We start from the raw sequence: 26670 nt of genomic DNA on the forward strand, positions 1-26670 counted from the left end.
AGATGTTGGATTTTGGGTTATCTCCACGGCTCTTAAAATCAAACCACAAATTATAAACGCCCAGCAACTAGCTTTTTGGTATGAGGTTACACAAATATACAGAAAAACTAGCTACGGTATACCCATGCAAATTTTACCAATCCTCAATCCCCAGTTCAATTTTGAATTTGGAATTGAATAATTTTGCTTTTACCGGGATTCATCAACCCATAAGGATCAACAATTTCTTTAAATTTTAACTGCTCAGGATCAATAACTTTTCTACCGCCGTCTTCAATAATATATGTGTGGGGATTAGCAATACTCACACCCTGTTCTTCGTGATAGCGGATAATCTCGTTGAGGCGTTCTTCTGTGGTGTAACGCACAAGTTGCAAAGCACCAGGAACTACAACACCATTCACCCGAAAAAATTCTAAATGCATCATTACCTCATCGCCGAAGTGATGATACATTTGCTCTATTAGTTGCAAACTGTGCTTGCCAGGAAACATACTTTGTAAGTAAGTAATACCCGTATCTACACTCCGGGCAAGTAAGGTGGTATGGTTCCAGCCAAATTCTGCTAAATGTATACCTTTAGCCGCTTCCTCTGCTGGTTTTCTATATGTAATCTGGCCGCCGTATTGCTGCACCAAACCTGGTAAGAATTCCAAACTTGATTCAGCAATTATCAAAAATACTGGGTGAGTTCCTTCAGGAATATACTCTTGTAGGGCGTGAAAATATTGGGGAATTTGGGATGCAAAGACAGAAATCAACTTCTTAATCATGCCATCAGCATTGCCAAGAGCCTGACCAAACTTTGCTGCTGTCATAAACTGATCAAATGTCACAATGACTTCTGCCCAAGGATAAGCTGGCCCCAAAGGGATTTCGACTTCGGTGATAATGCCATTAATTCCCCAAGCATGATTCACTTTTTGCACATCGTCGCCGCGTAATGCGATCGCACGGGGTTCATCTTCTACAGTTACCACTCGCAATGCTAAGATATTACCGCGTTCGGCTAGTAAGCCATATTGGATTGAGCCAATGCCCCCACTACCCCCAGCAATAAATCCGCCAATTGTCGCTGTGCGGTACGTGGAGGGTGCCATGCGGATTTCCCAGCCGATTTCTCGTGTTTTTTTATCCAAAGCTGCCAACTTTACCCCGGCTTCTACCCGCGCTACCCCCGGTTTTACCCAAAGAATCTCTTGCATCCGCGTCATATCTAAAATTACGCCACCATGCAACGGTACGCATTGCCCATAATTCCCTGTTCCCGCACCCCGTACAGTGATGGGTACGCGGTATTTAGCACAGGCGGCTGCAATTTTTAAAACTTCTGCTTCATTGGCGGGACGCACTACGATATCCCCGACTTTTCCCTCTAGTTTTGGTACTAGCACTGGGCTAAAGGTGTGATAATCTTGGGATAATTTTGCGACTTGGGCGGAATCGGTGATGGTTTCTATGCCTTCTAGAGAATTAATCAGGGCATCTAAGTTAGTTTTTGTCATGACTTATTAATCAGGGTATCCAAGTTGCTTCCCCTCATAGCTTATTATTAATATTGAAGCAGGGAAACATTTTATCTAGGAATTTGAGAAAAAGTATAAAAACATTGTTTTCAGATTCTTAATTTAGTTGTGAATGCGATGCTTTACGACCAAATGAAGGTCATCACTTGATATTATCCCTTGCTTTGACGCAAGCAAACTCAACATTTGCTAACATATCCTAATATTTAAGTGGTATAACATATAGAAAATTGCTAAAATAATCAAATATTGGTACTCAAAATATACGATGAACAAATGAACATATCGCTTAATCCTACTCACGAGCAATTTGTTTTATCTAAAATTGAAAGCGGGAAATACGCAAATGCAGACGAAGTAATTGCTACTGCATTGCAATTATTGGAAGAACACGACCAATATACTCTTTGGTTAAATGATACTCGCCAAAAAGTAGCAGTTGGTTTGGAAGAAATTGAACGAGGTGATGTTCTAGATACCGAAGTTGTCATTAACCAACTTAAAGAGAAATTGCTTCAAAAACGCGAGGCTCAAAAATGAGTCGTTCCACTATCTCTCAAACTGCAAGCAGAGATTTGGTTGAAATTTTAGATTACTTTGTAAATATTAATATTGAAGCTGGGGAACGTTTCATACAGGAGTTTGAGAAAAAGTGCAAAAACATTGTAAATTTTCCAAATATGGGGCGTAGTTACGAAGATATTGCTCCCTTTTTACGAGGAATCCCTGTCGATGGTCATATAATTTTGTATAAAGTAATCGAAGATGAAATTACAATTGTCCGTGTTGTTAGTGAAAAGCGAGATTTGAAGTGATTGTTTTCAGATTATTAATTTAGTTGTGAATGCGATCGCAACTATCAGAGTTGTTTGTAAAATTACTGCATAAGGAAATAAGCTGCGTTAAATCCATTTGCTTTGAGTGAATAAAACCGCCATGAGTAAACCAGAAATAGCCGCAGCGATAAAAGCAACAGCTGTGATTTGCAATGTAATTAATAATTATGAAAAAAGCGTTCATACATCAAACTGCCTTACTATTTACATACTCTATACTGCTGGTAGCTTGTGGTAAAAGTGGCAATAATGATGCAAATTCTGCAAATAATCCAACAGTGACAACAGGTGTAGCTAATGCTATTCCTATCGGTATTGCCTTTGCCCAAACGAGCAATGTAGCATTACTTGGTCAAGAGGGAACTGATGGAGTCAAAATTGCTGAAAAGTATTTTAATAACAAAGGAGGTATTAATGGTAGACCAATTAAATTAGTCTATCAAGATACTAGTGGCGATGAAGTTGGAGCTATTAATGCTTTTCAAACTTTAATTAGTAAAGATAAAGTTGTTGGTATTATTGGCCCTACCTTATCACAACAAGCTTTTAGCGCTGATCCTGTAGCAGAACGCAATCAAGTTCCAGTTATTGGAGCATCAAATACTGCTAAAGGTATTCCCGAAATTGGTGATTATGTGGCTCGTGTTTCTTCATCTGTCGCTGTTGTCGCTCCTTATTCGGTGAAAGCTGCACTAAAACAAAATCCTAAAATCAAAAGAGTAGCTGTATTCTACGCTCAAAATGATGCTTTCAATAAGTCGGAAACAGAAATATTTCAGAAAACAGTTAAAAATTTAGGATTGGATTTAGTTACAGTCCAAAAATTTCAAACTACAGATACAGACTTTCAAGCTCAAGCCAGCGATGCTATTAATTTAAAACCAGATTTAGTGATTATATCCGGGTTAGCTGTAGATGGAGGTAATTTAGTTAAACAATTACGAGAACTTGGTTATAAAGGAATAATTGTTGGTGGCAATGGTTTTAACACATCTCATATATTTTCTGTGTGCAGGGCGCTTTGTGATGGTGTGATTGTGGCTCAAGCTTATAGCCCTGTATATCCCAGTGAAATTAACATCGCATTTCGCAAAGCCTATCTTGAACAATATCATAGAGAACCACCCCAAGTAAGCGCTCAAGCTTTTACTGCTTTACAGGTATATGTAGAGTCTCTTCAATCTTTAGATAAAAAAAGCAACATTAACAAATTGAAGCTACCACAGTTGCGTGCAGAATTGAATAAGGAATTACTAACAAAAAGCTTTCAAACTCCTCTCGGTGAAATTGCTTTTACACCAGTAGGTGATGTAATTCAAAAAGAGTTTTACGTTGCTCAACTTAAGATGGAGCCAAATGGGATCAATGGTAAATTTTCTTTTTTAAGCATAAAATAGTTGCAATATTACCGAATTGGAAACATGTTTGATAGTCAACATAATTATTAGTTAAAACTCAAAACCTTAGAAAGTATTAGTAACATTACCAACCTTGAATTGAGGGATCAACAAATTGCTGCACTCATTCAGGATTTTTTCTACTAGTTATTTTTTTGTTTCAATAGTGATTGCATACGGTTGATAACCATAATCTGCTAATAAAAATCCCACTGGCTGAAAATCTCTCTGCTTTTAAATGGCACAGAGATCAGACGTAATATAGCCTTGCTGTGCTGAGTTTTTGTTAATCAGAAAAAGAGCCGGGTTAAAGTTGTAGGGACATTTTTGATCGTCGGTAAAACCATAGTTAGCTTCTAGTAATGGCCAATAATGTTAGCAACAGAGACATAAATTGCTTTGCTTTTAAGATTGGCATGGGTTTTAATTGCTGGGTTGGGATGTGCAATCAGACACCAGGGGTATTTCTGGAAAATTGCTGTGACTGTGATTTTGGGAATATTTTGTGCTACACGTTCAAGGTATTCATGCCATAACCCATAAAGAAATCTACCGCACTCCCCATCAACAATTGAGTACCACCGAGAATCTGAGGGCCAGCGCAGCCCGTCGTAGACATCGCCTGATAAAATCCACCATGTTCTGCTTGTGCTATCCAGTTTGTACCAAAGGTAACTTTATTCAACTGAGAACTGCTAGTTGACGGTTGGTTGTTGTTAGTACAAGCAGCAATAACGCTGCTACCAATGCAGATGGAACCGTATTGAATAAAATTGCGGCGACTAAGGCGATGAATTGCTGTTGATGAGGATGATCACGGATTCATAAAACAGTATAATTTTCTCTCCTATCTGCCGTTGTAGCTAAATCTAAATGTACATTCTAGAATCAACTTTTGATTCACTAGCGAATAGGGCTGAATTTCTAAAGCGCGCTGAAAGGCTCGGATAGCCTGACTATACTCTCCTAGTGCGGCATAACACAAACCCATACCGTGAAGTGCCCCAAAATGTATTGGATTTATCTGCACAACCATCTGACAATCTGCTAGAGATTTTTGATAATCACCAACACTGTAATACAGGAAAGCTCGACGATTCCAGGCTTCAGCAAAGTCTGGCTGGTCTTTAATTAGTGCTGTCAGCGCTGTTTCAGCTTCAGCAATTTCGCCTGCATCCAGTAATTTTTGACTGCGGTCAATTATTTCCAGCCCATAGATTCCCTTTTGCTGAAACCAGATCCGCCAGATTTTTCTGGTTGCTTTGTCCCGAACTGTGGCATCGGGGTTTTTTAACTCTTCAAGTAAGGAATTGATAGATAAAGAATCCATAAATTTGAAATCAGTGAATATACCTTTGTATTAACTTTCTCACAAAATATATCGATTAAATCATTTTTAAAGTCATCTTTAAATTTGCAGTGATTAATTGCTATTTATGAATTTTCTGTGTTCTTGACTGTATCCAGCAATGTGACTAATACCATGCTAGATATTTAGAGTCTTGAAGAAGAATTTAGAATTCAGAATCCAGGAATTCAGAATCAAGATGCTTACCAATACGGTTCGGTTAGGGCAAGAGACGCGATGAATCGCCGTCAAGACAATAATCAGTCTTTTGTCTTGACGGCGATTTATCGCGTCTTTAGCGATCTAGAATTTTCATCAAAAAACCTTAACCGAACTGTATTGAGATGCTTACAGATTTGCTTTCTCGTGTCCGTGAACGTCTTGAAAATTTGGCTTAAACCCTATTCCCATGCCCAATGCCCAATGCCCCAAGTTGGCTCACTCTCCACGCCACTTGCGGGATGGAGTTTCCCGCCGACTTCCAATGAATTCGCTAAATGCTTAAGTTTGGTTCTCTGATACGAGCAGGACAGGGAATTTTGGATGGATGCTGGGGTTGATGCTGTAAGCACGGGTGAGGCATATTTTTTTATACCATGAAAAAACCTAATTCTTGGATTGGGAGATGTAACGCTTAGGAACATTAGAAAGAGAAATATCACAGCGGATCATCAAATTCTATAATGATAGAATAGGTAAGCCTCATAGCCAAATCATTTGCCATTTTTTTGGATACTGAAATTGTCATTTCTCTAGAAAACTCAGTTACCCAAACTGAAAAAACTCTACTGAAGGGAGGTTATGATAATTTAGCTGAACAAGTACGATTATATTTAGAGAAAATAATTAAACCAGAATTGAAAAGTTTGATTGAGTAAATTATTGGGAAGCCACTCTTTGACCTCATGATAAACACAAATTTAGCAACAGGTCGTACCGGAATTATTGTGGTTTTCAATCAATTATCTGAGGCTCGTAATCCCAAATCTATATCCCAAGGTAAACGTCAGGAATGTGGCTGACTGATGTGGCGATTGATTACTACTTCTAATTGATTAAAATCATAGGGTTTAGTAATGCAATCATCAAATCCTGTGAACATTGGGGATGCTTCATCTTGTGCCATTGCTGGAGGTGCTACTGCAATGATTGGAATAGTAGCAGTTTTTGAGTCGTGTTTGAGGTCATCAATGACTTGGTTTGCACTCAAATTAGATAGCATCATAATCTAGCAAAATTAAATCTGGTTGATGAGTTTGTGCCAATATCACAGCCCTCACTCCTTGTTTGGTACAAATACATGAGAAATTTAATGTTCCTAGATGAGAATTAAGTAGTTCTAAATCATGTAGACTCTGTTCTACAACCAAAATTAAAGGCTGTTCATTCATAAGTAAGCAGTTAATCCTGTCCAATAAAGTCTACGCATAAGTATTCCATTCATCAGGAAAAGATTGAGGTCTTTTTTTATAGTAAGCACTTAAGTAAATGTACGAGGACGTATTCAGGTAACTAATTAAGGCATAAAACGAATAGGCTGGTGTATAATCCATTAAATTGCTCATTTTCACTGAATTTTAGGGGACAATATAACAAGATAACCATAACATCAAGCAAATATTAGCATAACTGATGTATGTATTTGCAAAGGTTGACTAAAAGAATTGCGATTTTTTATTAAGTAGGTGACACGTAAAGGACTTGGGGTTGTGGATTTACCAGCCTTACGCGAAGATACCAAAATTGCGTAAGTGTATCCCGCACTGCGACAAAGATTAGCGATCGCCCCAGGCATTGCATCAGGTAGTTCACCCATCAAGTAACTGACGTGCAAGAGCGATCGCTTCTGTTGGTGTTGAGACTTTCCCCTCAGCTTGTGCTACGGCAATTTCTTTCAATAATTGGCCGATGATTGGCGAAGCCGGAATATCTAATGCTATAATCAACTCCTTCCCGCTCAGTAGCGGAGTGGGATGAGCGACCAGATCATCAGGGTTCAGGTAGCGGTTAATTAAAGATGCTAAGACTTGCCAGCGTTTTGCTTTGGTTTCCTCTGTTGTAGCGACTGCTGGGTGTAATAGCTTGTCACCAGATATCGCCTCTACGGAATTATCAACTGCTACAGCTAGCACTGCCGTGGCAGGAAACACAATATCTGCATCATAGAATAAAAAGTATTGTTCTCGCAAGGACATATCCACTACTTGAAACTGCGGTAACAGTTTCAGTGCAGTGGTTACACCCCGGATTTCGGCACGACTATAAGTTAGTTCTTGTAGCTCTATTTCTGCTAATTCTGGATTTGGGTTGACAAGAGTTGCAAGTTTGGCAATACCTAACCAAGTGGTTTTGATAGTATCGCGGACAGACTCTTGTAGTTGTGCCCCTAATTGTTGCCAATTTTCTGTAAGTAAGGCAGCTGCATTGTCAACTGCTGCTAGCTTGAGTAAGCTTTCACGGGTGGCGTTTTTGAAGAAAGGAGTAAGTAAACCATCTTCCCAAGCGCTTGTAATCCAAGGAGTACCCAGAGAATTGGCCAGTAGATAGCCAATTTCTACCCTAAATCGTTCGGCTGCAATTGTGCTTATATGTGATGCCAAAGAGCGAATAGCGGCTTGGGTAGCTGGCTCAATAGTAAAATCTAGTTGGGCAGCTTGGCGATAACCTCGCATTAACCGTAAAGGATCGTCTTCTAGGTTTGCGGGTGAAACCATTCGCAAAATGCCCTGTTGTAAGTCTACACAACCTTGCAGAGGATCGATAATTTCTTGCGTATGGGGATTATAGGCGATCGCATTTACTGTAAAATCCCGTCTGTGCAAATCAACTTCTAAGCTATTTCCTTCTTGTTGGGCAAAGTCTGCTGTGGCGTGGGGAAAAACCACACGGGCAATTTGTCGCTCGGCATCGAGTAGCACAAAACCAGCTTTATAATGATGAGCGATCGCTCTCGCTACCTTTACCGCCTTAGATGGGATAACAAAATCTAGATCCAGATATTCGCGAGTTCTGCCAAGGATGGCATCTCGGACAGCGCCACCTACCATATAAGCAGGTTGTGGCAAAAATTCCAAGCTAAAAGGCCAATTTTCGGGAGCTAGGCTAGAAGGAACTGATTGGTACATTGTAATAAAAATCAACCCATCAACTCATGAATAACAGTTGGGCTTAAGTTACATTAACAATAAAGGCCCCTGGAGTTGGTTCTATTATGTGTATTTGCGTGAACTGCCACTATGTAGACACCTGTGTTACCTATCATGCCGTGGAAGGGCAGCACCAACAGCCTCACTTGACTGAAACACCAGATTTTGATCCGAATGAACCTTCTATCAATGTCAACATTCGGACTCAAGATGATGTAATTGAAATGGAATGGGACGTTGTTGGTTGTCTAAGCTTTAAGCGGGAAACGGGTAAGTGGTCGAAGTTGCGTCCTGGTGAATTAGTGCCGACTTGATAATTTAAGAGTAGTATGCAGCCCTCTCAATATCCACCAATTGACATCCACCCCAGCCATAAATGGCGGGAATTCTAAGAAGTTGCCTTCTTAGGTTTTCTGCTTCTACGAGTCGGCTTGCTTGGAGGATTTGCATCACCCAAGTAGAGGTCGTTCTCATCCACAGACGTTAACGTTCCCGTGGGGCACACGGTACGGAGTCCGATCTCAAGTATGTTCAGTGCTGCATTATGGTCACGGTCTAACACCGTTCCGCAATGGAGACATGAATGAGTTCTAGTGCTAAGAAATTTTTTGACAACCTGACCACAATTAGAACAATTTTGACTCGTGTTATGGGGTGGAACCGCAACAGTTGCCACGCCAAACACTTTGCCAAAATATTCAACCCATTGCCGGAATTGAGTCCACGCTGCATCACTAATTGACAAGGCTTTGTGATGGTTCCTCACCCTTACGGGTTCGCCAGTCGCTTCAAGTCGGGAAACCCGCCCAACGCGCTGGCTCACCATATTTCGCACCTTCAAGTCTTCATACGCCACAATGTCTTATCTCTTATTAAATCATAAATAACAACAACAACAACAGCGTAGCTGATATGAAGTTTTATCACTACGCACCTTGCTAATTTCACAGCAAAGTCTTTATGTTGGCGACTTACCTTGAGGTGCTTACGGGCTAATTTATTTCTAAACTTAGCCCTGTTCTGAGAACCTTTTTTGGTTTTAGAGAAACGACGTTGCAATCGTTTAACCGATTTTTCCGACTTTCTCAAAGCAAGAGGATTCTCAACTTGGTTTCCATCACTATCGGTCAGAAAGTAGTTTAAACCAACATCTAACCCAACTGTTTTATTAGTTGGCTGTCGTTTTTCTATTCGGTCTTGGTCGATGCAAAACTGGCAATTAATGACTACGGTAAAAGAAGCGCTTACAGTGACTTTGGTCAAGCGGTTTGGTGCGCCTTCCCCAGCAACAATGGTGATAGTTCTCAAACCTCTGGAATTTGGACGACCGATCGCTCTGGTGTACTTGGTTATAATTCGGGTAATCAGAATCTAGGTGACACCGCAGGCAACTACACAAATGAATTTGGCGGAACTTCCAGTGCTTGCCCAGGTGCAGCAGGTGTTGCAGCCTTGATTCTTGCCAAAAATCCAAATCTGCGTTGGGATGAAGTGCGAGATATTTTTAAACGTTCTAGCGATCGCATTGATCCCACTGGAGGTAAGTATGATGCCAATGGTCACAGCCCTTTCTACGGTTACGGTCGAATCAATGCTCTCAAAGCTGTAGAATTAGCCAAGCCTGCTCAAACATCGCCCATTAGCATATTTAAAGCAGTCCAAGATATTCCAATTAATGACTTGCAAGTATCAACATTATCGTTGGCGATCGCTAATACCACCCTTCTGAAATCCATCAAAGTTCTAGTAGATATCGAGCATACTTATATTGGGGATCTTATAGTTACTCTCCTTCCCCCAGTGCAAATCGGCATACTGCCAATAGTTCTGCACGATCGCCAGGGGGGAGCTACAAATAACATCAAAACAACTTATGATGAGGTAAATACCCCTAAACTTGCTGCCTTCAAAGGTAAAAGTCCTCAAGGAACCTGGACTCTAGAAGTTGCAGATAAAGCTAACGCAGATATCGGAAAGATTCGGAGTTTGACCATTGAAATTGGATTTTGAGTTCAGGATAATTGTTGGATGGATAGAGCGATCGCTCTATCCAACCTTTTTACGACCCCTTCGGGGCGGGAGTAGGGAGTAGGGAGTAGGGAGTAGGGGAAGAAATTAGCCCTCGATTTAGGTTTTAAGCCTCGCCCTTGTGGGCGATAAAATCCTTGTATCGCATATTGGTTGAAACCCCGCTTTTTGGAAAAGCTTTCTTAGTTTCCCTACTCCCCACTCCCTACTCCCCACTCCCTACTCCCCACTCCCTACTCCCCATTCCCTTTCATATAAATTCGTGGTGAATTGAAAGTTGAAATTTAAACGCAGATCCCAGAGACTCCAAATAAAAAACTCCATCCCCTTGTGGGTGGAGTTTTTGGGCATGGGGAAGAAGTTACCAATGCCCAATGCCCAATGCCCAATGCCCCAAATCAGCGGGCGGCTATCCCTCTCCATCCCCTTGTGGATGGAGTTTCCCGCCGACTTCCAATAAATAACGGAAGTTGCAAACCCAGCATTTTGTATACAAGCAACTTGTTCCAAGTATGCTGCATCCGCTTTCTTAGGTAACGATCGCTTGACTTTTAAGACAGTCGCTACAATTTTTTTGCAACATTTTAGCCTTGACACGCCATTACATACAGTACCTATAGGACTCATATTTGATTTTTGAACAAAACTCAGTACACTTTTATTCCTTCTTCCCGGTCCCCAGTCCCCAGTTCCTTACCTCTACGAGTGATTCAGAAATCAAACCGGATTCCTATAATTTTGTTCAAAAATCAAATAGTAATCCTATAGATTTGAATTAAGAATAGAATTTTCATCTATCAAAAGTATGAGATACGAATATAAAAATTTCCTATATCTAAAGAAATTAAATACAGATTAAATATTTGTATTTAATCTAAAAGTATACTTCTGACAGAGGATGTAAAAAAAGATTAGGTATAGTAAATTAAAATAAATTCAATATTAATCAAAGTTCCTAAACAATTCAGGCAAGTGTGTTATTCACAAGCTTGGAACAGCCTAAAACTTTGTTAAAATCAGCAACACACAAACTATGAACTCTACCACCGAAAAACGTATCGCCTTGATTTCCGTCCACGGAGACCCGGCGATTGAAATAGGGAAAGAAGAAGCTGGGGGACAAAATGTTTATGTGCGCCAGGTGGGTGAAGCACTAGCGCAGCTAGGATGGCAAGTTGATATGTTTACCCGCAAGGTGAGTCTGGAGCAAGACTCGATTGTTGAACACAGTGACAATTGTCGAACTATTCGTTTAAAAGCTGGCCCTCTTGAGTTTGTGCCGCGAGATGAGCTTTTTGATTATCTGCCTGAATTTATCGATAATTTCCTCAAATTTCAAGTAAAAAATGAGATTACATACCAGTTAGTTCACACTAATTACTGGCTCTCTAGTTGGGTGGGAATGGAGTTAAAGAAAATCCAAGGGAGTCAACAAGTTCACACCTACCACTCCTTAGGGGCAGTAAAATATAACACTATAGAAAATATTCCTCTGATTGCTAGTGTGCGATTAGCAGTAGAAAAACAAGTGTTGGAAACAGCAGAGCGAATTGTGGCCACAAGTCCACAAGAACAAGAACACATGCGATCGCTAGTTTCCACTAAAGGCAATATCGACATCATTCCCTGTGGTACAAATATTCAGCAGTTTGGTTCCATTGGGCGAGAAGCAGCCAGATTTGAATTTGGTATTGACAAAGAAGCCAAGGTTGTGCTGTATGTAGGACGTTTTGACCAACGCAAAGGTATAGAAACCTTGGTGCGTGCAGTCAACGAGTCTCAACTACGCGACTCGAAAAATATCCAGCTAATTATTGGTGGTGGTAGCACTCCAGGTAACAGCGATGGAATTGAGCGCGATCGCATTGAGGCTATTATCAACGAATTGGGAATGAGCGACTTTACCATTTTTGCCGGTCGTCTCAGTCAAGAGATTTTGCCAACTTATTACGCAGCAGCCGATGTTTGCGTTGTTCCTAGTCACTACGAACCCTTTGGACTCGTAGCGATCGAAGCAATGGCAAGCGGTACACCAGTTGTCGCTAGCGATGTCGGCGGACTTCAGTTTACTGTAGTTCATGAAGAAACTGGTTTATTGGCTCCAGCACAAGATGTAGATGCCTTTGCCTCTGCCATTGACCGAATTCTTTTAAATCCAGAGTGGCGAGACGAATTGGGTAAAGCCGGTAGAAAGCGCGTTGAAAGCAAGTTTAGTTGGCATGGTGTAGCAACTCAGTTGAGTGAACTTTATACTCAACTGCTACAACCAGTCCAAGAACCCCTATTGCTTGCTAAATAATCTTCTCAGCAACTCGATACGGTTTCGATAAAATTATCTACATAGCGATAACTTTTGTAGAGACGCAAATTTTGCGTCTCTATAAGTCTGAAATTATGACAAACAACCTTGAAGCCAACAGTATTGCCAACCAACCCTAAAGAATTTGGCAATACTGTTTATTTTGTTAGCAATCCCTTTTTATAATAAGGGTTTCAGCCATGTAAATCGTGGGATAAATAGCGATCGCTTTAATTTAACTAAAGCCATCGGCTGAAACATCGAACAAAAAACAGGAAATTATACTCATGGTGGAAATTGAACAATGCCGGTAAGGATTCAGGTCTGGGGGTATTGACAAGTGTGACATCCTTGGCGCACAGTATCAAAATTATGGAAAAAGACCTGCCTCTACAACTAGACCGTGAGATCCTTGGACAGCTGGCTACCGAACAACTGGTGGATATGATTATCGAGCAGGCGATCGCTATAGTTCAGCTAAAATCCAGAGTAATAGAACTAGAATCTGTAATAGAGAAACTCTTGCGTCAGTAGAGACTTAGACTTTCACTTCATCATCAAAACCACCGTCGGCAGACATCCTCAAAAAAACCGAGAAAAAACTTGAAGATGAACTAGGGGGAGTGAAACGCCAAAACGGAAACCAGGAGGACAGCCAGGACATCCGGGAAAAACGAGAAAGGGTTTTGGGAGAGTAGATAGGTTTGAGATATTAAGACCGCAAGTGTATAAATATTGTGGTCAAAAGGGATTCAGTAATGAACCAATGAAACCAATTCGCAATTCGCAATTGAATCAAGACAGACACAACGGGAAGAGGGGTTTCTACCTATCTTGGGATACAAGGACTGTTTCGCCCGCAAGGGGCGAGGTTTTAAACCTTTACTTTTTTCATAAAAATAGAAACCCAGCAAGTAGCACAGTTGGTAGAAAGACCCATCGAAATCGTAGAATATCAAAGACATACCTGTATTTGCAGCGAGTGTGGGTCAAAACAAACAGCAGACTGGTCGCCAGAAATAGTACCGGGACAAGATATAGGAATCAGACTGCAAGCTTTCTTGGGATGGATAAATAATTACGGGCATTTACCATACGAAAAACTTTCAAGTTTTGTTGTGGGAACTGGGACAAATAGAAATTGGCGTGGGAACATTAGTAGCCACGAATGAACGAATAGATCGTGCAGTAGCTCAAAGTATTGATAGTCTCAAAGAATGGATAAAATCAGGAAATATTAGCCAATGCCCTACCTTACTTCCGCCAGTCAAATTAGTGCCATTGTCGCTGAATATACCAATGCCAAAACTCTGTGGATAGATACAGAAGTGGCTGACTATAAAAGTCGTAATCCCCGATTGTCGCTGATTCAGGTATTAGATAATCCTCAAGATATGAGTGGCGATCGCGTCTATCTTTTAGATGTCTTAGATCAGCCTAATATTATAGCTGAATTTATTGAAGAAATTATGATAAATTCTGCTATTGAAAAAGTTTTTCACAACGCCAGTTACGATCTAAAGCTTCTCGGTAACAAGAAAGCCAAAAATATTACTTGCACTTTGGAAATGGCAAAAAAAATTCCCTACTATCTTTTACCATTACCCAACTACCAACTTAAGACTATAGCTACAGCGCTTTGTAGCTTTAACAATATCGATAAACAAGAACAAACAAGCGATTGGGGAAAACGCCCCCTGACTGAAGAACAGATAGAATATGCTTACCTAGACTGCATTTATCTTGCTCAAATTCACCTAAACTTGTTAGACTTACAAGCCCAAGCCAGCCCCGAACCCGCAACGGAAGACTTAATATCACTAAGTGCCAAATACTCACAAGTTGAGCAGCAATGGAAGTTGTTGAATTCAGAATTTGAGCATTTGCAAGAACGTATAAAAAAAGCTATGCAGGCTCAGAATATATCTGAAACTTATGATTATAAGCTGACTAGTTATGAGCGCACTACAATCAAAGCTACATTTACCGAATTGGCAAGACTAGCACAAACTCAAGGTATTAATTTAGATTTTCCGATTACATTAACTCAAAAACTCCAAAAAGATTTAGGGCAAAATCTGGAACAATTGTCTGTAGATATTGACAAGAATACCTCTTGGCGGCTAATTCCCAAAACTCAAGAGAGTGAAGCTGAGGATGGGTAAATTGTTCATCAGGCTACAAATATCGGAATTTATAGAGTTATTGTGAAGCATAAATCTGGAAATTTAATAATTATTTTCTCGTGCCTACCCTGATAAATCTATAAAATATTAGGGAAATTTGTCAATTAACTTTAAAGGTCTATTAAAAGTTAAAATAATTATTGAGTTAAAAAATTAAAATCTAGGTTTTGGGATTAATTCGATTCAGGTAATATGGCAGTTTATATTAACTTATGAGACGGCGTTTATTTGGGCAAAAGCGAACAAGGGTAAATACTTTATTTACCATAGCTATTTTTACTACATTGGCTGCAACTAGCAGTATTTCTTGTAGTAAGAATGACAATGTGTTGGTGACAGAAATAGGAGTCAGTCAACCTAGCCGTCGTTCAGCTACAACTTCTAAAGGTGGAGAATTCTATCTTCAGGGAAAGAATCAGCATTTAAATGGCGACTTGCAAGCTGCGATCGCATCATACAGTAAAGCAATCGATCAAAATTCTCAATATGGCGCTGCCTACAACGGCCGGGGATTAGTCTACTTCGATTTGGGAGACAAGGAAAAAGCGATCGCAGATTACAATCAAGCACTCCGCATCAACCCTAACGACGCTGAAGCCTACAATAACTTAGGAAATGCCCGCGCCTCATTAGGAGGTAACAGAGAAGCAGTCAAAGATTACAGTGAAGCGATTCGCCTCAATCCCAACTATGCCGAAGCCTACAATAACCGAGGAAATGCCCGCGCCGCCAATGGAGATAAAAAAGGGGCAATAGACGATCTTGGTCAAGCAATTCTCCTCAACCCCAGATATGCGATCGCCTATAATAACCGAGGAAATGCCCGTGCTGCCAATGGAGATCCTAAGGGGGCGATCGCAGATTACAATCAAGCCATTCGCCTCAATCCTAACTTTGCCCCTGCCTACAATAACCGGGGAAATGCCCGTGCCACTAACGGAGATAAACAAGGGGCACTCAAAGACTTACAACAAGCAGCAAACATTTTTCAAAGTCAGGGTAACAATGACTTATATCAACAAGTGATGAATAACATCAAAGAACTTGGACAGTAGCAGAGGGGAAGGGAGCAGGGGAGCTAAGGGGGACAAGGGTGAATTATTGAACAAGTTTCTTCCTTATCTCCCCCCTCTTCCTTTGTCTACCTTGTCTCTTCCCAATGACAAATGACAAATGACAAATGACAAAATCACATCCCAGAACCAATGTGAATACGATCCTCAACTTCCGCAAATTTTTCCTGTGCTTGCTGTTCAGTACTCAATAGGGAAACGACAATTGCCACAATAAACGCCAGTGGAATACTGATTAATCCAGGATTTTTTAGCGGAAAGGGTGCAGAAGCGTGCTTAAGAATCGTTACTTGAATCGTAGGCGACAAATAAATCAGCACTAAAGAGGAGACAGTACCTACTAACATACTTGCAACCGCACCGTTGGTAGTGAAGCGTCGCCAAAGCATTGATAAGAGCAATGCTGGGAAGTTTGCACTAGCAGCGATCGCAAATGCTAAACCTACCATATAAGCGACGTTTTGCCCTTTAAATACAATGCCCAGGAATATTGCTACTAATCCCAAAAGCATTGTTGCACCGCGAGCTACTTTCAGTTGTTCTGACTCGTCAGCATGACCTGAACGCACCACGTTCACCCATAAATCGTGGGACAATGCAGCCGCACCTGAGAGTGTCAACCCAGCGACAACCGCCAAAATCGTTGCAAAGGAAACAGCCGCAATAAAACCTAAGAAAGCATCACCACCGAGAAATTCTGCCAACATCGGCGCAGCCATGTTACCACCAGTACCAATTTTCTCGATGGCATCTTTACCTACCAATACCATCGCGCCAAAACCCAGGATGAAGGTAAGGAGATAAAAAACACCAATAATAGCTGTGGCATAAGTAACAGAGAGCCGCGCTGCTTTGGCATCGGGTACTGTGTAGAAACGCATTAGGATGTGAGGTAATCCAGCAGTGCCGAACATCAACGACAGTCCTAAAGAGATAGCATCCAAGGGGTTAGAAACTAGTTTGCCCGGAGCTAAGACACCTGTATACTTCGCAGATGCAGCAGCGAAAAGAGCAAGTGGGTTAAAGCCAAATTGTGCCAGTACCAAAATAGCTAGTAAGATAGTTCCGCCGAGCAACAGAACTGCTTTGATAATCTGTACCCAGGTGGTGGCAATCATCCCACCAAAAATCACATAAGCCATCATCACACAACCGACAATGACCACAGCTAGTTCATAATCAAAGCCAAACAACAGTTTAATTAGCTCCCCAGCACCTACCATTTGGGCGATTAAGTAAAAGCTAATTACTACCAGCGTTCCAATCGCAGAGGCGATACGTACAGGTTTTTGCTGCAAGCGATAAGCCACTACATCGGCAAAGGTGTATTTACCTAAGTTACGTAGTGGTTCGGCAATTAAGAACATGACAATCGGCCAGCCCACCAAGAAGCCGATAGAATAAATCAAGCCATCAAAGCCGTTGAGTGCCACCAGCCCAGCTATACCTAAAAAGCTAGCTGCACTCATAAAGTCTCCTGCTAGGGCCAGCCCATTTTGGAAACCGCTAATTTTACCGCCAGCTGTATAAAACTGTGCCGTATTTTTGGTGAGCTTTGCCGCCCAATAGGTAATGCCTAAAGAACTGATAACAAATAGAAAAAAGAAAGCGATCGCTAACGGGTTAAAGTGACCAAGATTGGTAATATCCGCCGCCAGTGGCAGATTGAACCACACACTATTCATGCTTTTTTGGTTTAGTATTTTTGAATTTGGGACTAGAAATTGCTATTGGGCATTGGGAAAGAAGAGGCAGGAGGTAGGAGGCAGAAGTTCTTTAATTTTGAATTTTGTTAGCGCAGCGTTAGCGAGTCCGCGTTCGCGAAGCGTCTCGTAGAGAGCGTCATTTTGAATTTTGAATTGATTTCTCCCTCATCCCCATGCCCAATTTTCACTTACGTGTCAGCCTTGCGATTTGGTCGTCATAACTGCTATTTGCCCAACGCACGTAGATAAAAATTAATACCCATGCTGAGACAATTACCAGCGCCCCTAGTAAAATTCCCAGGCTAAGGCCAGGAAATACTAATGACCCCAGCAGGGGCTTATTGAACGCGATTAATAGGATAAAGCCGAAGTAAATAAAAATCATGGCTCCACTGAGAATCAGGGATATCCGCCAACGTTCAGCGGCGAGAGCCTGAAGAGCCTTTGTGCGATCGTTCATGTCTTCCTTTCGGTTGAGAAGATTAGGTCAGATTGTCTCATTGAAGTTGATTTCTGCGTAATTTTCTTAAAGATTATTAGTAAATCTATTGCCATATCAGGTAATAAAACTAACTTTGCTAAGTGATATACCAAAATAAGCAAGACAGTAGCGACTCTATTTTGAGTCAGAGAAACATAAAACTATGAGATGCAGTTAGACACAAATAAAGCTGATCTACTCAGTGATTTATGATTTTATGAGATTTAATGTACTTTTTTATACTATATATTTCAGGCGCTAGCTTAGGAATTAAATTTTTATATACTAAAAAATAAAATAAATACGTAGTTGCTACCAGGCTTTAAAATTATTCAAGTGTTATGAAATATTTTTTTAAGTTATCAAATCAACTGAGATTAATAAAAGTAGTAAATTTTGATTGATAAAATATACTAAAAATCACCCTGGAATCAGTCTTTTGTAGAGACGGCGATTTATCGCGTCTTTGTGATAATTTATTGGAGCTTTGCGATCTATAATTTTCATAAAAAAACCTTAACCTAACCGTATTGAATCCCGACTTATCAAATAAGTCGGGATTCTAATATTTGCATTCTCACAAATCAAATTAGATTAGTATATCCAATCTAATTGTCTACACCTACAGAAATAAGTTTGCTGTAATATTCAGTTTTTGCATAGATGCTGATAATACTATCACCAACTGCAAAAAAAGTACCTTCTTGCTGATCTTTAGAAAATTGCAAATTTCGATATTTAGCAGCAGCTTCCTCAGCAGTCATGGCTGTTGCTTGCATTTGCTCTGGCAATAGTCCAGTAGCACCAATGTAAAATACTAAGGGAGATATCTTGTCTTGGTAGATATTGTCTGCATATTTTTCTAGCTTGTTACTTGCTGCCGTTAAAGCTGCAATCATTTCCTCTTTGCTGATTTGCTTACCAGTTTGTTTATCCTGCAATAACTGCGCCAAACTATCAGCATCAACTTTCTTAAGAATACCTCCAACAATGCCATTTTGCTCAAGCCCAAGAAAATCATCAAAAATTGGTTTCATTAACTCGTCAATTTTTGTAATCTTGGTGCGTGATGAGAGTAACCTATGCCTAACAGCAAGATTTTCATTAAATGCCATCTCAAAACTCGGCTTAACGATCACTTCTCCAGTTTCTTTGTCATAAAAACGATACATTCTATTGAGAAACTTGTTAGCAGAAGGTAACTTGCTCAGATTTAGAATATCTTGACTACCGATATCGATTTTATAGCTCAATTTTGAGTCAAGACTACCATTTGCTAAAGCTTCTTTGATATCAGTGTATTCGGTAGATGTGGGAAAGTTGATGTAAGTATTCTTAGACAGATAGTGCTTTTTAAATTCATCTAACTGCGCTTCTATAAATACATCTGACTCCTTTTTCAAGTGAGCGCCAATAATACTAGTCAGTACTTTAATTTCTGTTAGTTCATTGAATAGTCCATCAATACTGCTGTAATAACTATTAGCAGCTACAAGGGGTAAGTCATCTAACTGAATGGTATGTTCAGCACGAAAGTCAAATTCTTCTGCATCCAGTATGCCTTTTTCTTTGAGTAAGTCAAAGGCTTTTTTGCTGCTGATTTTGACTACTAAAGACTTTACGTTAATTTTGCCGTCACTAACAATTGTATAGTTATTAAAGGTATTGAGGTCATTCACTAGCAAACCGGCTACCTCAATAGTGGGGGTTTGGTCTTCAAATTTGGCAAGTTTGACTTTACGTTTGATCAGCATATTGAGAGTAGCAGTATTGCGATTAAACTGAAAATCGCCCATACTTACATACTCAGCATTATCAATATATTCTGTTCTTAACCAAGGTTGAAGCAGTTTCCCATTTTCGTTTCTAACACCTTTAACACGCTTGATACCTGTTCTTTGATAATGTTCTTGTAGGTGCTTAATATTGACGATAATATTGTTGCGGTACTGTGTAAAAATTTGGATTAATTCTACCAGAGAAATTTGATTATTCGTCATATTGCTACCTTCTACATAAAGGTCATTAACAATTCAAAATTCAAAAATAAATTCCCTGTAGAGACGGCGATTTATCGCGTCTCTCTAACCGTCAAATTCATTTTGACGGTTAAGAGAACGAACCGCAAAGGACGCAAAGAGCGCAAAGGAAGAAAAGTTAAGAATGAGTTCTCCCATTAAACATAATGGGACAGGCCATTAGTACAACACGGCATAAATAAACCACCCATTTAAAATATCCAGAAAGCTTACAAAATAAGCATTCTTTCTTTTTACTTTTGCCTTTTTACTTTTGCCTTCTTGTACTAGCTACTATGGGCGTTCATTTACTACAAGTTTTGGACATCGTCTGGTAAATTTCGCGCTGCATACTCACCGGACATTCATATTTTTATAGTACAATCGTATCATAAAAATGCCAAGTTGTGTAGACGTAGCTCGTGGTCAGTATGAGTAGTTCACGCTCCGGGTTTGAAATAATCGAAGAGGCGATCGCCTGAATCTGCGCGAATCAATGCCACAACTACATCTGGTAAGGCGGTTAAACTGGGGTAAACCAAATAACGCGGTTCCCAACGCGGGCGGAACTTCTCTTTGTAAGCGTGCAATCCCTTGAAGTTGTAGAAGCGATTCAAGTGCCCATAAAGATAGTGCAATACTTTTTCCAAGCGACGCGATTCTGGGTTGTCTCCAACTCCCGCAAGGGCAGAAAGACCAAAATTAAAGCTGTCGTAGCCACCCTCTTTAAAATGTTGGAGTAGGGAAATAAATAAAAAGTCCATTGTGCCATTTTCAAGAGATGAGCGATGTCGCATCATGTCAATAGTGGCTTCGTTGAGTTGGTACTCCCGGAGAATGTTCGCAAAGGCGCTGATCTGACCTTCAGGATTATGCACTACAGCAATCTCGCACTCTCGCAGGTAAGCTTCATCAAACCAACCCAAAGAAAATTGTTTTTCCGAACCTTGCGCCATTTTCAACCATTCATCACTGACAGGTTTGAGGAGGTGCAATAAATCATTGGCGATGGGTGGTTGGTAAAAGTCGATTCTGTATCCTAGCTTAGTTAAACGACTGATTGATGGTCTAAAGTTTTTACCGGCTTTACCTTGTAACGTAAAACTTTTCAGGTCAACGATCGCTTCTTCTCCAATCTTAAGTACTTTAAACCCCAATGACTTGTAAAGCTCAACATCATCGGGCAAAGTTTGATAAAAGCTGGGATACCAGTCGTTACGCTGGCAAAACTCTCGGAAAGCAACAATTGTCTCTTTGCGGTCTTCAACAGGGCCAATGGGATCTCCTAAAGCGATCGCACCCCGTCCCTTAGGTACATAAGCAATTACACTGTTACCAGAAGGACTGAAATAATAACTCTTATCATTTAAGAGTGCGATCGCTGCTAAAGAAGAACATCCATATTGCTCGACAATTTCTTTAGCTCTTTTTCGCTCATTTGTAGTTGCTAGATCCCCCCAAAATACAGGTTGCAATAACATTAGGATTGCATAAGCAATAGTAACTCCTGCAATAATATAGATGGAGTTAGCAAAAAATTCTCCAAATGGAGTCTTTGGTTGCAGTCCCCAATTATCCGCAGTGAAGAACATCGCCAAAGTCTGAACTATCGCTTCACGCCAATTAAAATTCTCGGAAAATTTGCCATCTAACAAATAAAATCCAATAGTTCCGTATGCCAGAGTAAATAATAAAGCGCCTAGAAGTACTCTGACTCCCCGTGCGATAGAAGGACGGTCTGACTGCGCCGTGAAAAAATGGCGCATCAAGATTAATTGCCCCAGTAAAACTCCAGAGAGTAGACTTTCCTCATAGTCCAATCCCTTCAGCAAATGGCTGAAAATGGAAATTACTAGTAACCCAATGGTAAGCAACCAGGCTATTTTTTTTCGGCGTAATAAATTAGTAGCAAGTGTTAGTAAAATAAACCCAGTCAGGGCTGTAAATATATGACCACTAGCCCGGATATCAAATGGCAAAAATTCCTTCAACCAGTGATTTCTACCATACAGATTAGGTGTCACTGCTGATAACAAATTTACTACTCCGACTAAACCTGTAAGGAATGCCGCACTCCAAAGTCCAATCTGAGTTTTTAAATTATTAGTCATTAGTCGTTAGTCATTGGTCATTGGTCATTGGTCATTGGTCATTGGTCATTGGTCATTAGTCATTAGTCATTAGTCATTAGTCATTGGTTATTGGTCATTAGTCATTAGTCATTAGTCATTAGTCATTTGTCATTAGTCATTTGTTTTGGCGTTAAAACTCTTAACTCCTAACTCCTAACTCCTAACTCTTAACTCTTAACTCCTAACTTTTTCTCTTAACTCCTAACTTTTTTGAAACTGTTCACCTACATACGATAGCGAATCTTTAAGATGTTTGTGAAAGTAGTTCCAGCCTATATCTGCACCAGACAAACCATGACCTCCAGGAAACGCATAAAATACGTGAGCAATGCCTAACTGATTTAAGGTTTCATTAAAAGCTTTGGTAGAAGCTAGTAAATTAGTATCGTTCATACCTGCATCCAGGTAAACACGCAATTGCTTCCGATCTTGGGGTGATAGCTGCTGCACAATTTGTTGAGGACTATTTTGTGAACCACTATTATCGGTAAAATAACCGCTATGGCTAAATAATATCTGGAAGTTGTTAAGATGCCGTAACCCAATATTAAAAGCCCCCCATCCTCCAGAAGACAGACCTCCCAGCGCCCAAGACTGGGGTTTTTCTAAAGTGCGGTAGCGCGACTTGACAACTTGCACTAATTCTGATCCAATTAAAGTTCCCACTTTACCATTTGGCCCATCAAAGTAATCGGGGTCATATAAAGGACTGGAACCGCGATTATCATTACCATCGGGTGTAATCACAATCGATGGTGGTAATTTTCGACTTTGATAAAGTTCATGCAGTACGTCTAAGAGTGCATATTTATCAACATAAGCACGGGCATCATCATGACCACCGTGTAGTAAGAAGATTACAGGATATCGCTTTTGCGGGTTTTTGCTATAACCAGGGGGCAAAATCACGCCATAATTACGGACTGCACCCATTGCTTGGGAGTTAAAGGTTGCTAATTGAAATTTTAGCCCAGTATTGGCCTCTTCTTGGGGTGGGTCTAGTTGGGGCGCACCTAAGATGAATACATAATAGTAACCAGCGCTGGTAAGGAGTGCGATCGCTCCTACCAAGATAATTAAAATTTTATAAATCTTCATATTCTTTTAGCATTTTAAAAAATTACCTGCATTAGAACTTACTATAACGATTTTTATTTTACTACCCCTTCGGGGCGGTAGTAGGGAGTAGGGAGTAGGGAGTAGGGGAAGAAATTAGCCCTCGATTTAGTCGTCAGAGAAAAAATCCTTGTATCGCATATTGGTTGAAACCCCGCTTTTCGGAAAAGCTTTCTTAGTTTCCCTACTCCCCACTCCCTACTCACCACTCCCTTTCATACGGAGATGTATATACACCATAGTTTGTTAAACCTCGTCTACCTTGAGAACCGTAGTTTTATAGGTTGGGTGCAGCGATAGCGTAACCCAACATAAAATTTGGTGGTAATGTTGGGTTGCGTTTCACTCCACCCAACCTACATAAATATATCTTTTAAAAAACTCTATGTTTCAACATAGATGAGGTTTAGGAGAGAAGTCATAGTGTCTTTTTAAGGATTGTTATTACCTAGAAATTTAGCTTTCAATTCTTCTAATTCTTGATCTATTTTATTTGTACTAGGAGGCTGAGATGTGGGGTTTTGTGGCTGTACTTTATTTGGTTGAGGTTTACTGCTACCCATAAATTGGGTTTTCATTTCTTCTAATTCTCTCTCAAGTTGACTAGGAGATTTCGATAAAAAAGCAGGTGGAGAATTGAGTGGTGGTTGAGGGATCGGTTTTGCCGCAATCGCTGGTGTGGCTGCAACTTGTGAGTATTGATTTAAGTCTTTGAGAACTTCATCGACCGTTTGATAACGCCGAACTGGAATACTTTCTAGCATCTTGTTCAGAATGCGACTCAACGGATTACTAATCGGGGTTTGCAAGTATTGCTGCCAAACCCATGTATCATTTTGAGTATCATAAGAATCGAAGGGCGATCGCTGGGTTAATAAATTTACACAAGTAGCACCCAAACTGTAAATATCGCTAGCAAAAACAGCCCGACCTCTCATTTGTTCAGGTGCAACATATTCTGGACTACCAATACTAGTACCAGTTCTATTTAAAGCAGTGCCAGTGGCAGATTTAGCCGCACCAAAATCTACTAATACTAATTTGCTATCACCGCTACGTAAAATAATATTTTCTGGCTTAATATCACGGTGAATTACGTGTCTGGCGTGACAAAATTGCAAAACTGACAATAAATCATTTAATAGTTGCCAGATTTGCGTTTCACTAAAAGCCCCTTTATGTGCTAATTCCTGGGCTAAGTTTTGCCCGTCAATAAATTCTTGTACAAGATACTGCCGGGCTTCTTGGGTAAAATATGCCAGTAGTTCAGGAATTTGGGGATGTTTGCCTAATTCATCTAACTGCACCGCTTCTTGATTAAATAACTCTACGGCTTTTGCAAGAGTGTTCGTGCCTTGGGATTGGGGATAAAATTGCTTAATTACGCAGCGTGGTTTGGAGGGTTTATCTTCATCCACAGCTAAGAAAGTTTTGCCAAAACCACCTTGTCCGATTGGTTTGATAGCACGGTAACGTTCTTTGAGGAGTAACTTAGAACCGCAAGTCACACAAAAATTCACATGATCGGGATTTTCCGGCTTGGGACAATGGGGATTAAGGCAGTAGCTCATACAGGCGATCGCTCTTATATCTCTTTATTTTCCCCTGTCCCAGGCAAAAGGGGGTAATTAACAGATTTTGGATTTTAAATTTTGGATTTTGGATTTGTGTTACCCAGAAGGGTTGAAAGCGCGTAGCGGGATGTTAGAACCAAAATAATCTAAAATCTAAAATCTAAAATTGGCTCGGTCAAGAGCGATGTCTACGACAGGCTACGCCTACGCACTGTTAACTACCCTATACTTTCTATAACTGGATGGAAGTAGAAGGCGAACCCCAATACTGTATAGGCAGCTAATAACAAAGTCCCTTCCAGCCAATTGGACTTACCATCAGAACTAATGCTGTTGGCAATTAACACTGACACAACCACAGCTACTAATTCAAAGGGTTTGAAATCTAAATCCATTGGTTTACCTAATATCCGCCCTGCGATAACTAACACGGGCGCGACAAATAGGGCAATCTGCATACTCGATCCCACAGCTACCGAAAGGGAAAGATCCATCTTATTTTTCATTGCCACGGTGACTGCTGTGGCGTGTTCAGCCGCGTTACCGACGATTGGAACCAATATCACCCCTGTAAACAGCGCCGTCAAACCTAGCTGAGATGTGGCCACTTCTAAAGTATCGACCAACATTTCTGATTCAATTGCTACTAGCAAGGTACATACTAGCAACACGCCAACCCACAACACCATATTTGGTTTAGCCTCTGGGATTTCCTCTTCTTCTGTCTCCGCTACGCCCACATCATATAAATAAGAGTGGGTTTTCATCGAAAATAGCAGCGTTAGGGCGTAAACCAAAATTAATACTACAGCAACAGCAATAGAAAGATTTTGCAGTGTTTCTTCGTTAATTCCTTGAGAAGTGTAATTCATCGCTGTTGGCATCAAAATGGCAATCACCGCCAAATTCATCGAAGCAGCATTTACCCGCGCCACAATTGGCTGAAATGTCTGTTCTTTGTAGCGCAGTCCTCCCAAAAGCATGGAAAAACCCATCACCAATAGTAAGTTGCTAATAATCGATCCCGTGATACTGGCTTTGACTACATCGATTAACCCAGCGTTCAGCGCTACTAGGGCAATGATTAATTCTGTGGCATTGCCAAAGGTGGCATTTAATAAGCCCCCTAATGATGGCCCGACTACGACAGCAATTTCTTCTGTGGCTGTACCCATCCAAGCTGCTAAGGGCAAAATTGCTAATCCAGCTGTAATGAAAACTATCAATTCTCCCCACTCCAGAAAGTGGGCTGCGACAGAAACCGGGATGAACAGTAGTAAAGCGAAAAGAATAATGTTTTTGGTTGACATTTCTTGTTTTGGGTTGAGGGTATCATTCACAGCGAGCAATCCTAAGTTTTAAATTTGGAGTGTTGAATTAATAATCACTTTCATTCAGCACTCCGATATGGTACTCTCAACCGACTGTAGACCAATTCAGAGATTGTACTGTTTTCAGCTCACTGTTGCGAATGTTGTGTAAAATCAGATTGCGATATAATGAGTTTTCGTAATCTTTTGTTGCAAAAGTATGAATTTGAGCCAAAATATTACATCAGAAATGGGGTTTAATATATTAAAATACATTTAAAATTTTGATTAGCATCCAAGAAGAGAAAACCCCTAACTGAGGCTTTGTTCAATGGCTAATGATTTTGAGCCTTCAGGGAAAGGGCTGTGCGATAACGCAGATTTCCCACTACAATGAAACCGCTTTGTCAAAAATTTAGTTGGATTCCATAGTTGTTGTTTATACCGAATTTTGTGTTCAAACTATTGGAGAAAGGTTTACGCACAATACTTTC

At 40.4% G+C, this 26670-nt stretch carries 25 protein-coding genes and 4 pseudogenes; 13 read left to right on the top strand and 16 right to left on the bottom strand.

The genetic code is table 11. The annotated features are described in order from the left end of the window. Window positions 1–155: 155 nt before the first annotated feature. Window positions 156–1505 carry an FAD-binding oxidoreductase gene (locus tag V7K76_RS15360; RefSeq protein ID WP_334780125.1) on the bottom strand — a complete coding sequence of 450 codons (1350 nt, stop codon included), beginning with the start codon at window positions 1503–1505 and terminating at the stop codon, window positions 156–158. A 297-nt stretch (window positions 1506–1802) separates the two neighbouring features. Here V7K76_RS15360 and V7K76_RS15365 point away from each other — a divergent pair, with 297 nt between their 5' ends. The 3 genes from V7K76_RS15365 (at window position 1803) to V7K76_RS15375 (ending at window position 3759) form a co-directional block, all read left to right on the top strand. After that, the gene (locus V7K76_RS15365; protein WP_334780126.1) at window positions 1803–2066 is read left to right on the top strand and encodes a type II toxin-antitoxin system ParD family antitoxin; all 264 of its coding nucleotides are present in this window, start codon (window positions 1803–1805) and stop codon (window positions 2064–2066) included. Then, the gene (locus V7K76_RS15370; protein WP_334780127.1) at window positions 2063–2341 is read left to right on the top strand and encodes a type II toxin-antitoxin system RelE/ParE family toxin; all 279 of its coding nucleotides are present in this window, start codon (window positions 2063–2065) and stop codon (window positions 2339–2341) included. The genes V7K76_RS15365 and V7K76_RS15370 overlap by 4 nt, the downstream gene beginning before the upstream one ends. Window positions 2342–2529: 188 nt before the next feature. Beyond that, window positions 2530–3759 carry an ABC transporter substrate-binding protein gene (locus V7K76_RS15375; protein WP_334780128.1) on the top strand — a complete coding sequence of 410 codons (1230 nt, stop codon included), beginning with the start codon at window positions 2530–2532 and terminating at the stop codon, window positions 3757–3759. Between the two features lie 508 nt (window positions 3760–4267). Here V7K76_RS15375 and V7K76_RS15380 read toward each other — a convergent pair. Next, complete coding sequence (locus V7K76_RS15380; protein ID WP_334780129.1) at window positions 4268–4444, bottom strand: hypothetical protein; 177 nt, start codon at window positions 4442–4444, stop codon at window positions 4268–4270. Between the two features lie 162 nt (window positions 4445–4606). Further along, on the bottom strand, window positions 4607–5089 hold the full coding sequence (locus V7K76_RS15385; RefSeq protein WP_179065562.1) for a tetratricopeptide repeat protein: 483 nt from the start codon (window positions 5087–5089) through the stop codon (window positions 4607–4609). A gap of 255 nt (window positions 5090–5344) precedes the next feature. Here V7K76_RS15385 and V7K76_RS15390 point away from each other — a divergent pair, with 255 nt between their 5' ends. The 3 genes from V7K76_RS15390 to V7K76_RS15400 all read left to right on the top strand — a co-directional run bounded on the left by V7K76_RS15390 (window position 5345) and on the right by V7K76_RS15400 (window position 5985). Continuing rightward, window positions 5345–5626: a hypothetical protein gene (locus V7K76_RS15390; RefSeq protein ID WP_334952796.1), complete on the top strand. Its 282-nt coding sequence runs from the start codon at window positions 5345–5347 to the stop codon at window positions 5624–5626. Between the two features lie 151 nt (window positions 5627–5777). Beyond that, window positions 5778–5846 carry a hypothetical protein gene (locus tag V7K76_RS15395; RefSeq protein WP_334780216.1) on the top strand — a complete coding sequence of 23 codons (69 nt, stop codon included), beginning with the start codon at window positions 5778–5780 and terminating at the stop codon, window positions 5844–5846. Further along, a complete protein-coding gene (locus V7K76_RS15400; protein ID WP_334780130.1) occupies window positions 5836–5985 on the top strand; it encodes a Na-translocating system protein MpsC family protein in 150 nt (49 codons plus the stop codon). The genes V7K76_RS15395 and V7K76_RS15400 overlap by 11 nt, the downstream gene beginning before the upstream one ends. A 128-nt stretch (window positions 5986–6113) precedes the next feature. Here V7K76_RS15400 and V7K76_RS15405 read toward each other — a convergent pair whose 3' ends face one another. The 4 genes from V7K76_RS15405 to V7K76_RS15420 form a co-directional block, all read right to left on the bottom strand. Then, complete coding sequence (locus V7K76_RS15405) at window positions 6114–6332, bottom strand: hypothetical protein (protein WP_334780131.1); 219 nt, start codon at window positions 6330–6332, stop codon at window positions 6114–6116. Further along, on the bottom strand, window positions 6319–6498 hold the full coding sequence (locus tag V7K76_RS15410) for a hypothetical protein (RefSeq protein ID WP_334780132.1): 180 nt from the start codon (window positions 6496–6498) through the stop codon (window positions 6319–6321). Before V7K76_RS15410 ends, V7K76_RS15405 begins: the two co-directional genes overlap by 14 nt. A gap of 218 nt (window positions 6499–6716) precedes the next feature. Beyond that, on the bottom strand, window positions 6717–6923 hold the full coding sequence (locus tag V7K76_RS15415) for a hypothetical protein (RefSeq protein WP_334780133.1): 207 nt from the start codon (window positions 6921–6923) through the stop codon (window positions 6717–6719). Further along, window positions 6916–8232, bottom strand: a complete 1317-nt coding sequence (locus V7K76_RS15420) for a CCA tRNA nucleotidyltransferase (protein ID WP_334780134.1) — start codon at window positions 8230–8232, stop codon at window positions 6916–6918. The genes V7K76_RS15415 and V7K76_RS15420 overlap by 8 nt, the downstream gene beginning before the upstream one ends. A gap of 86 nt (window positions 8233–8318) precedes the next feature. Here V7K76_RS15420 and V7K76_RS15425 point away from each other — a divergent pair, with 86 nt between their 5' ends. Then, the gene (locus V7K76_RS15425; protein WP_334780135.1) at window positions 8319–8567 is read left to right on the top strand and encodes a Ycf34 family protein; all 249 of its coding nucleotides are present in this window, start codon (window positions 8319–8321) and stop codon (window positions 8565–8567) included. A 74-nt stretch (window positions 8568–8641) separates the two neighbouring features. On the opposite strand, the pseudogene V7K76_RS15430 reads toward V7K76_RS15425, so the two are convergent. Then, a pseudogene (locus V7K76_RS15430) lies at window positions 8642–9468 on the bottom strand (RNA-guided endonuclease InsQ/TnpB family protein); the annotation flags it as partial. On the opposite strand from V7K76_RS15430, the pseudogene V7K76_RS15435 reads away from it, so the two are divergent. Beyond that, a pseudogene (locus V7K76_RS15435) lies at window positions 9454–10263 on the top strand (proprotein convertase P-domain-containing protein); the annotation flags it as partial. The pseudogenes V7K76_RS15430 and V7K76_RS15435 sit on opposite strands and share 15 nt — an antisense overlap. A gap of 237 nt (window positions 10264–10500) precedes the next feature. Here V7K76_RS15435 and V7K76_RS15440 read toward each other — a convergent pair. Then, window positions 10501–10908, bottom strand: a complete 408-nt coding sequence (locus tag V7K76_RS15440; protein ID WP_334952792.1) for a hypothetical protein — start codon at window positions 10906–10908, stop codon at window positions 10501–10503. A gap of 406 nt (window positions 10909–11314) precedes the next feature. Between V7K76_RS15440 and V7K76_RS15445 the strand changes: the two genes are divergently transcribed. The 5 genes and pseudogenes from V7K76_RS15445 (at window position 11315) to V7K76_RS15465 (ending at window position 15821) form a co-directional block, all read left to right on the top strand. Further along, complete coding sequence (locus tag V7K76_RS15445) at window positions 11315–12580, top strand: glycosyltransferase family 4 protein (protein ID WP_334780137.1); 1266 nt, start codon at window positions 11315–11317, stop codon at window positions 12578–12580. A 372-nt stretch (window positions 12581–12952) separates the two neighbouring features. Next, window positions 12953–13337: pseudogene (locus V7K76_RS15450) on the top strand (IS66 family transposase); the annotation flags it as partial. 127 nt (window positions 13338–13464) lie between these two features. Then, a pseudogene (locus tag V7K76_RS15455) lies at window positions 13465–13807 on the top strand (IS66 family transposase); the annotation flags it as partial. Window positions 13808–13824: 17 nt separating this feature from the next. Next, the gene (locus tag V7K76_RS15460; RefSeq protein ID WP_334780138.1) at window positions 13825–14745 is read left to right on the top strand and encodes a ribonuclease D; all 921 of its coding nucleotides are present in this window, start codon (window positions 13825–13827) and stop codon (window positions 14743–14745) included. A 233-nt stretch (window positions 14746–14978) separates the two neighbouring features. Further along, complete coding sequence (locus tag V7K76_RS15465; protein WP_334780139.1) at window positions 14979–15821, top strand: tetratricopeptide repeat protein; 843 nt, start codon at window positions 14979–14981, stop codon at window positions 15819–15821. 134 nt (window positions 15822–15955) lie between these two features. Here the strand turns inward: V7K76_RS15465 and V7K76_RS15470 are convergent, their stop codons facing one another. The 7 genes from V7K76_RS15470 to cax form a co-directional block, all read right to left on the bottom strand. After that, window positions 15956–17524, bottom strand: coding sequence for a sodium:solute symporter family transporter (locus V7K76_RS15470; protein WP_334780140.1), 1569 nt, complete (start codon window positions 17522–17524; stop codon window positions 15956–15958). A gap of 205 nt (window positions 17525–17729) precedes the next feature. After that, a complete protein-coding gene (locus tag V7K76_RS15475) occupies window positions 17730–18005 on the bottom strand; it encodes a DUF485 domain-containing protein (RefSeq protein WP_334780141.1) in 276 nt (91 codons plus the stop codon). A gap of 629 nt (window positions 18006–18634) precedes the next feature. Next, window positions 18635–20026, bottom strand: a complete 1392-nt coding sequence (locus V7K76_RS15480; RefSeq protein WP_334780142.1) for a hypothetical protein — start codon at window positions 20024–20026, stop codon at window positions 18635–18637. A 458-nt stretch (window positions 20027–20484) separates the two neighbouring features. Further along, window positions 20485–22155: a phosphatidylglycerol lysyltransferase domain-containing protein gene (locus tag V7K76_RS15485; RefSeq protein WP_334780143.1), complete on the bottom strand. Its 1671-nt coding sequence runs from the start codon at window positions 22153–22155 to the stop codon at window positions 20485–20487. A gap of 222 nt (window positions 22156–22377) precedes the next feature. After that, window positions 22378–23274 (bottom strand): alpha/beta hydrolase, encoded by an 897-nt coding sequence (locus V7K76_RS15490; RefSeq protein WP_335029859.1) that lies wholly within the window; start codon window positions 23272–23274, stop codon window positions 22378–22380. Between the two features lie 449 nt (window positions 23275–23723). Next, window positions 23724–24863 carry a serine/threonine-protein kinase gene (locus tag V7K76_RS15495; protein WP_335029860.1) on the bottom strand — a complete coding sequence of 380 codons (1140 nt, stop codon included), beginning with the start codon at window positions 24861–24863 and terminating at the stop codon, window positions 23724–23726. Between the two features lie 221 nt (window positions 24864–25084). Next, on the bottom strand, window positions 25085–26176 hold the full coding sequence (cax, locus tag V7K76_RS15500) for a calcium/proton exchanger (RefSeq protein ID WP_334780148.1): 1092 nt from the start codon (window positions 26174–26176) through the stop codon (window positions 25085–25087). Between the last annotated feature and the right edge of the window lie 494 nt (window positions 26177–26670).

This window comes from Nostoc sp., from assembly GCF_036917975.1.
In the GTDB taxonomy this organism is placed as follows: domain Bacteria; phylum Cyanobacteriota; class Cyanobacteriia; order Cyanobacteriales; family Nostocaceae; genus Nostoc.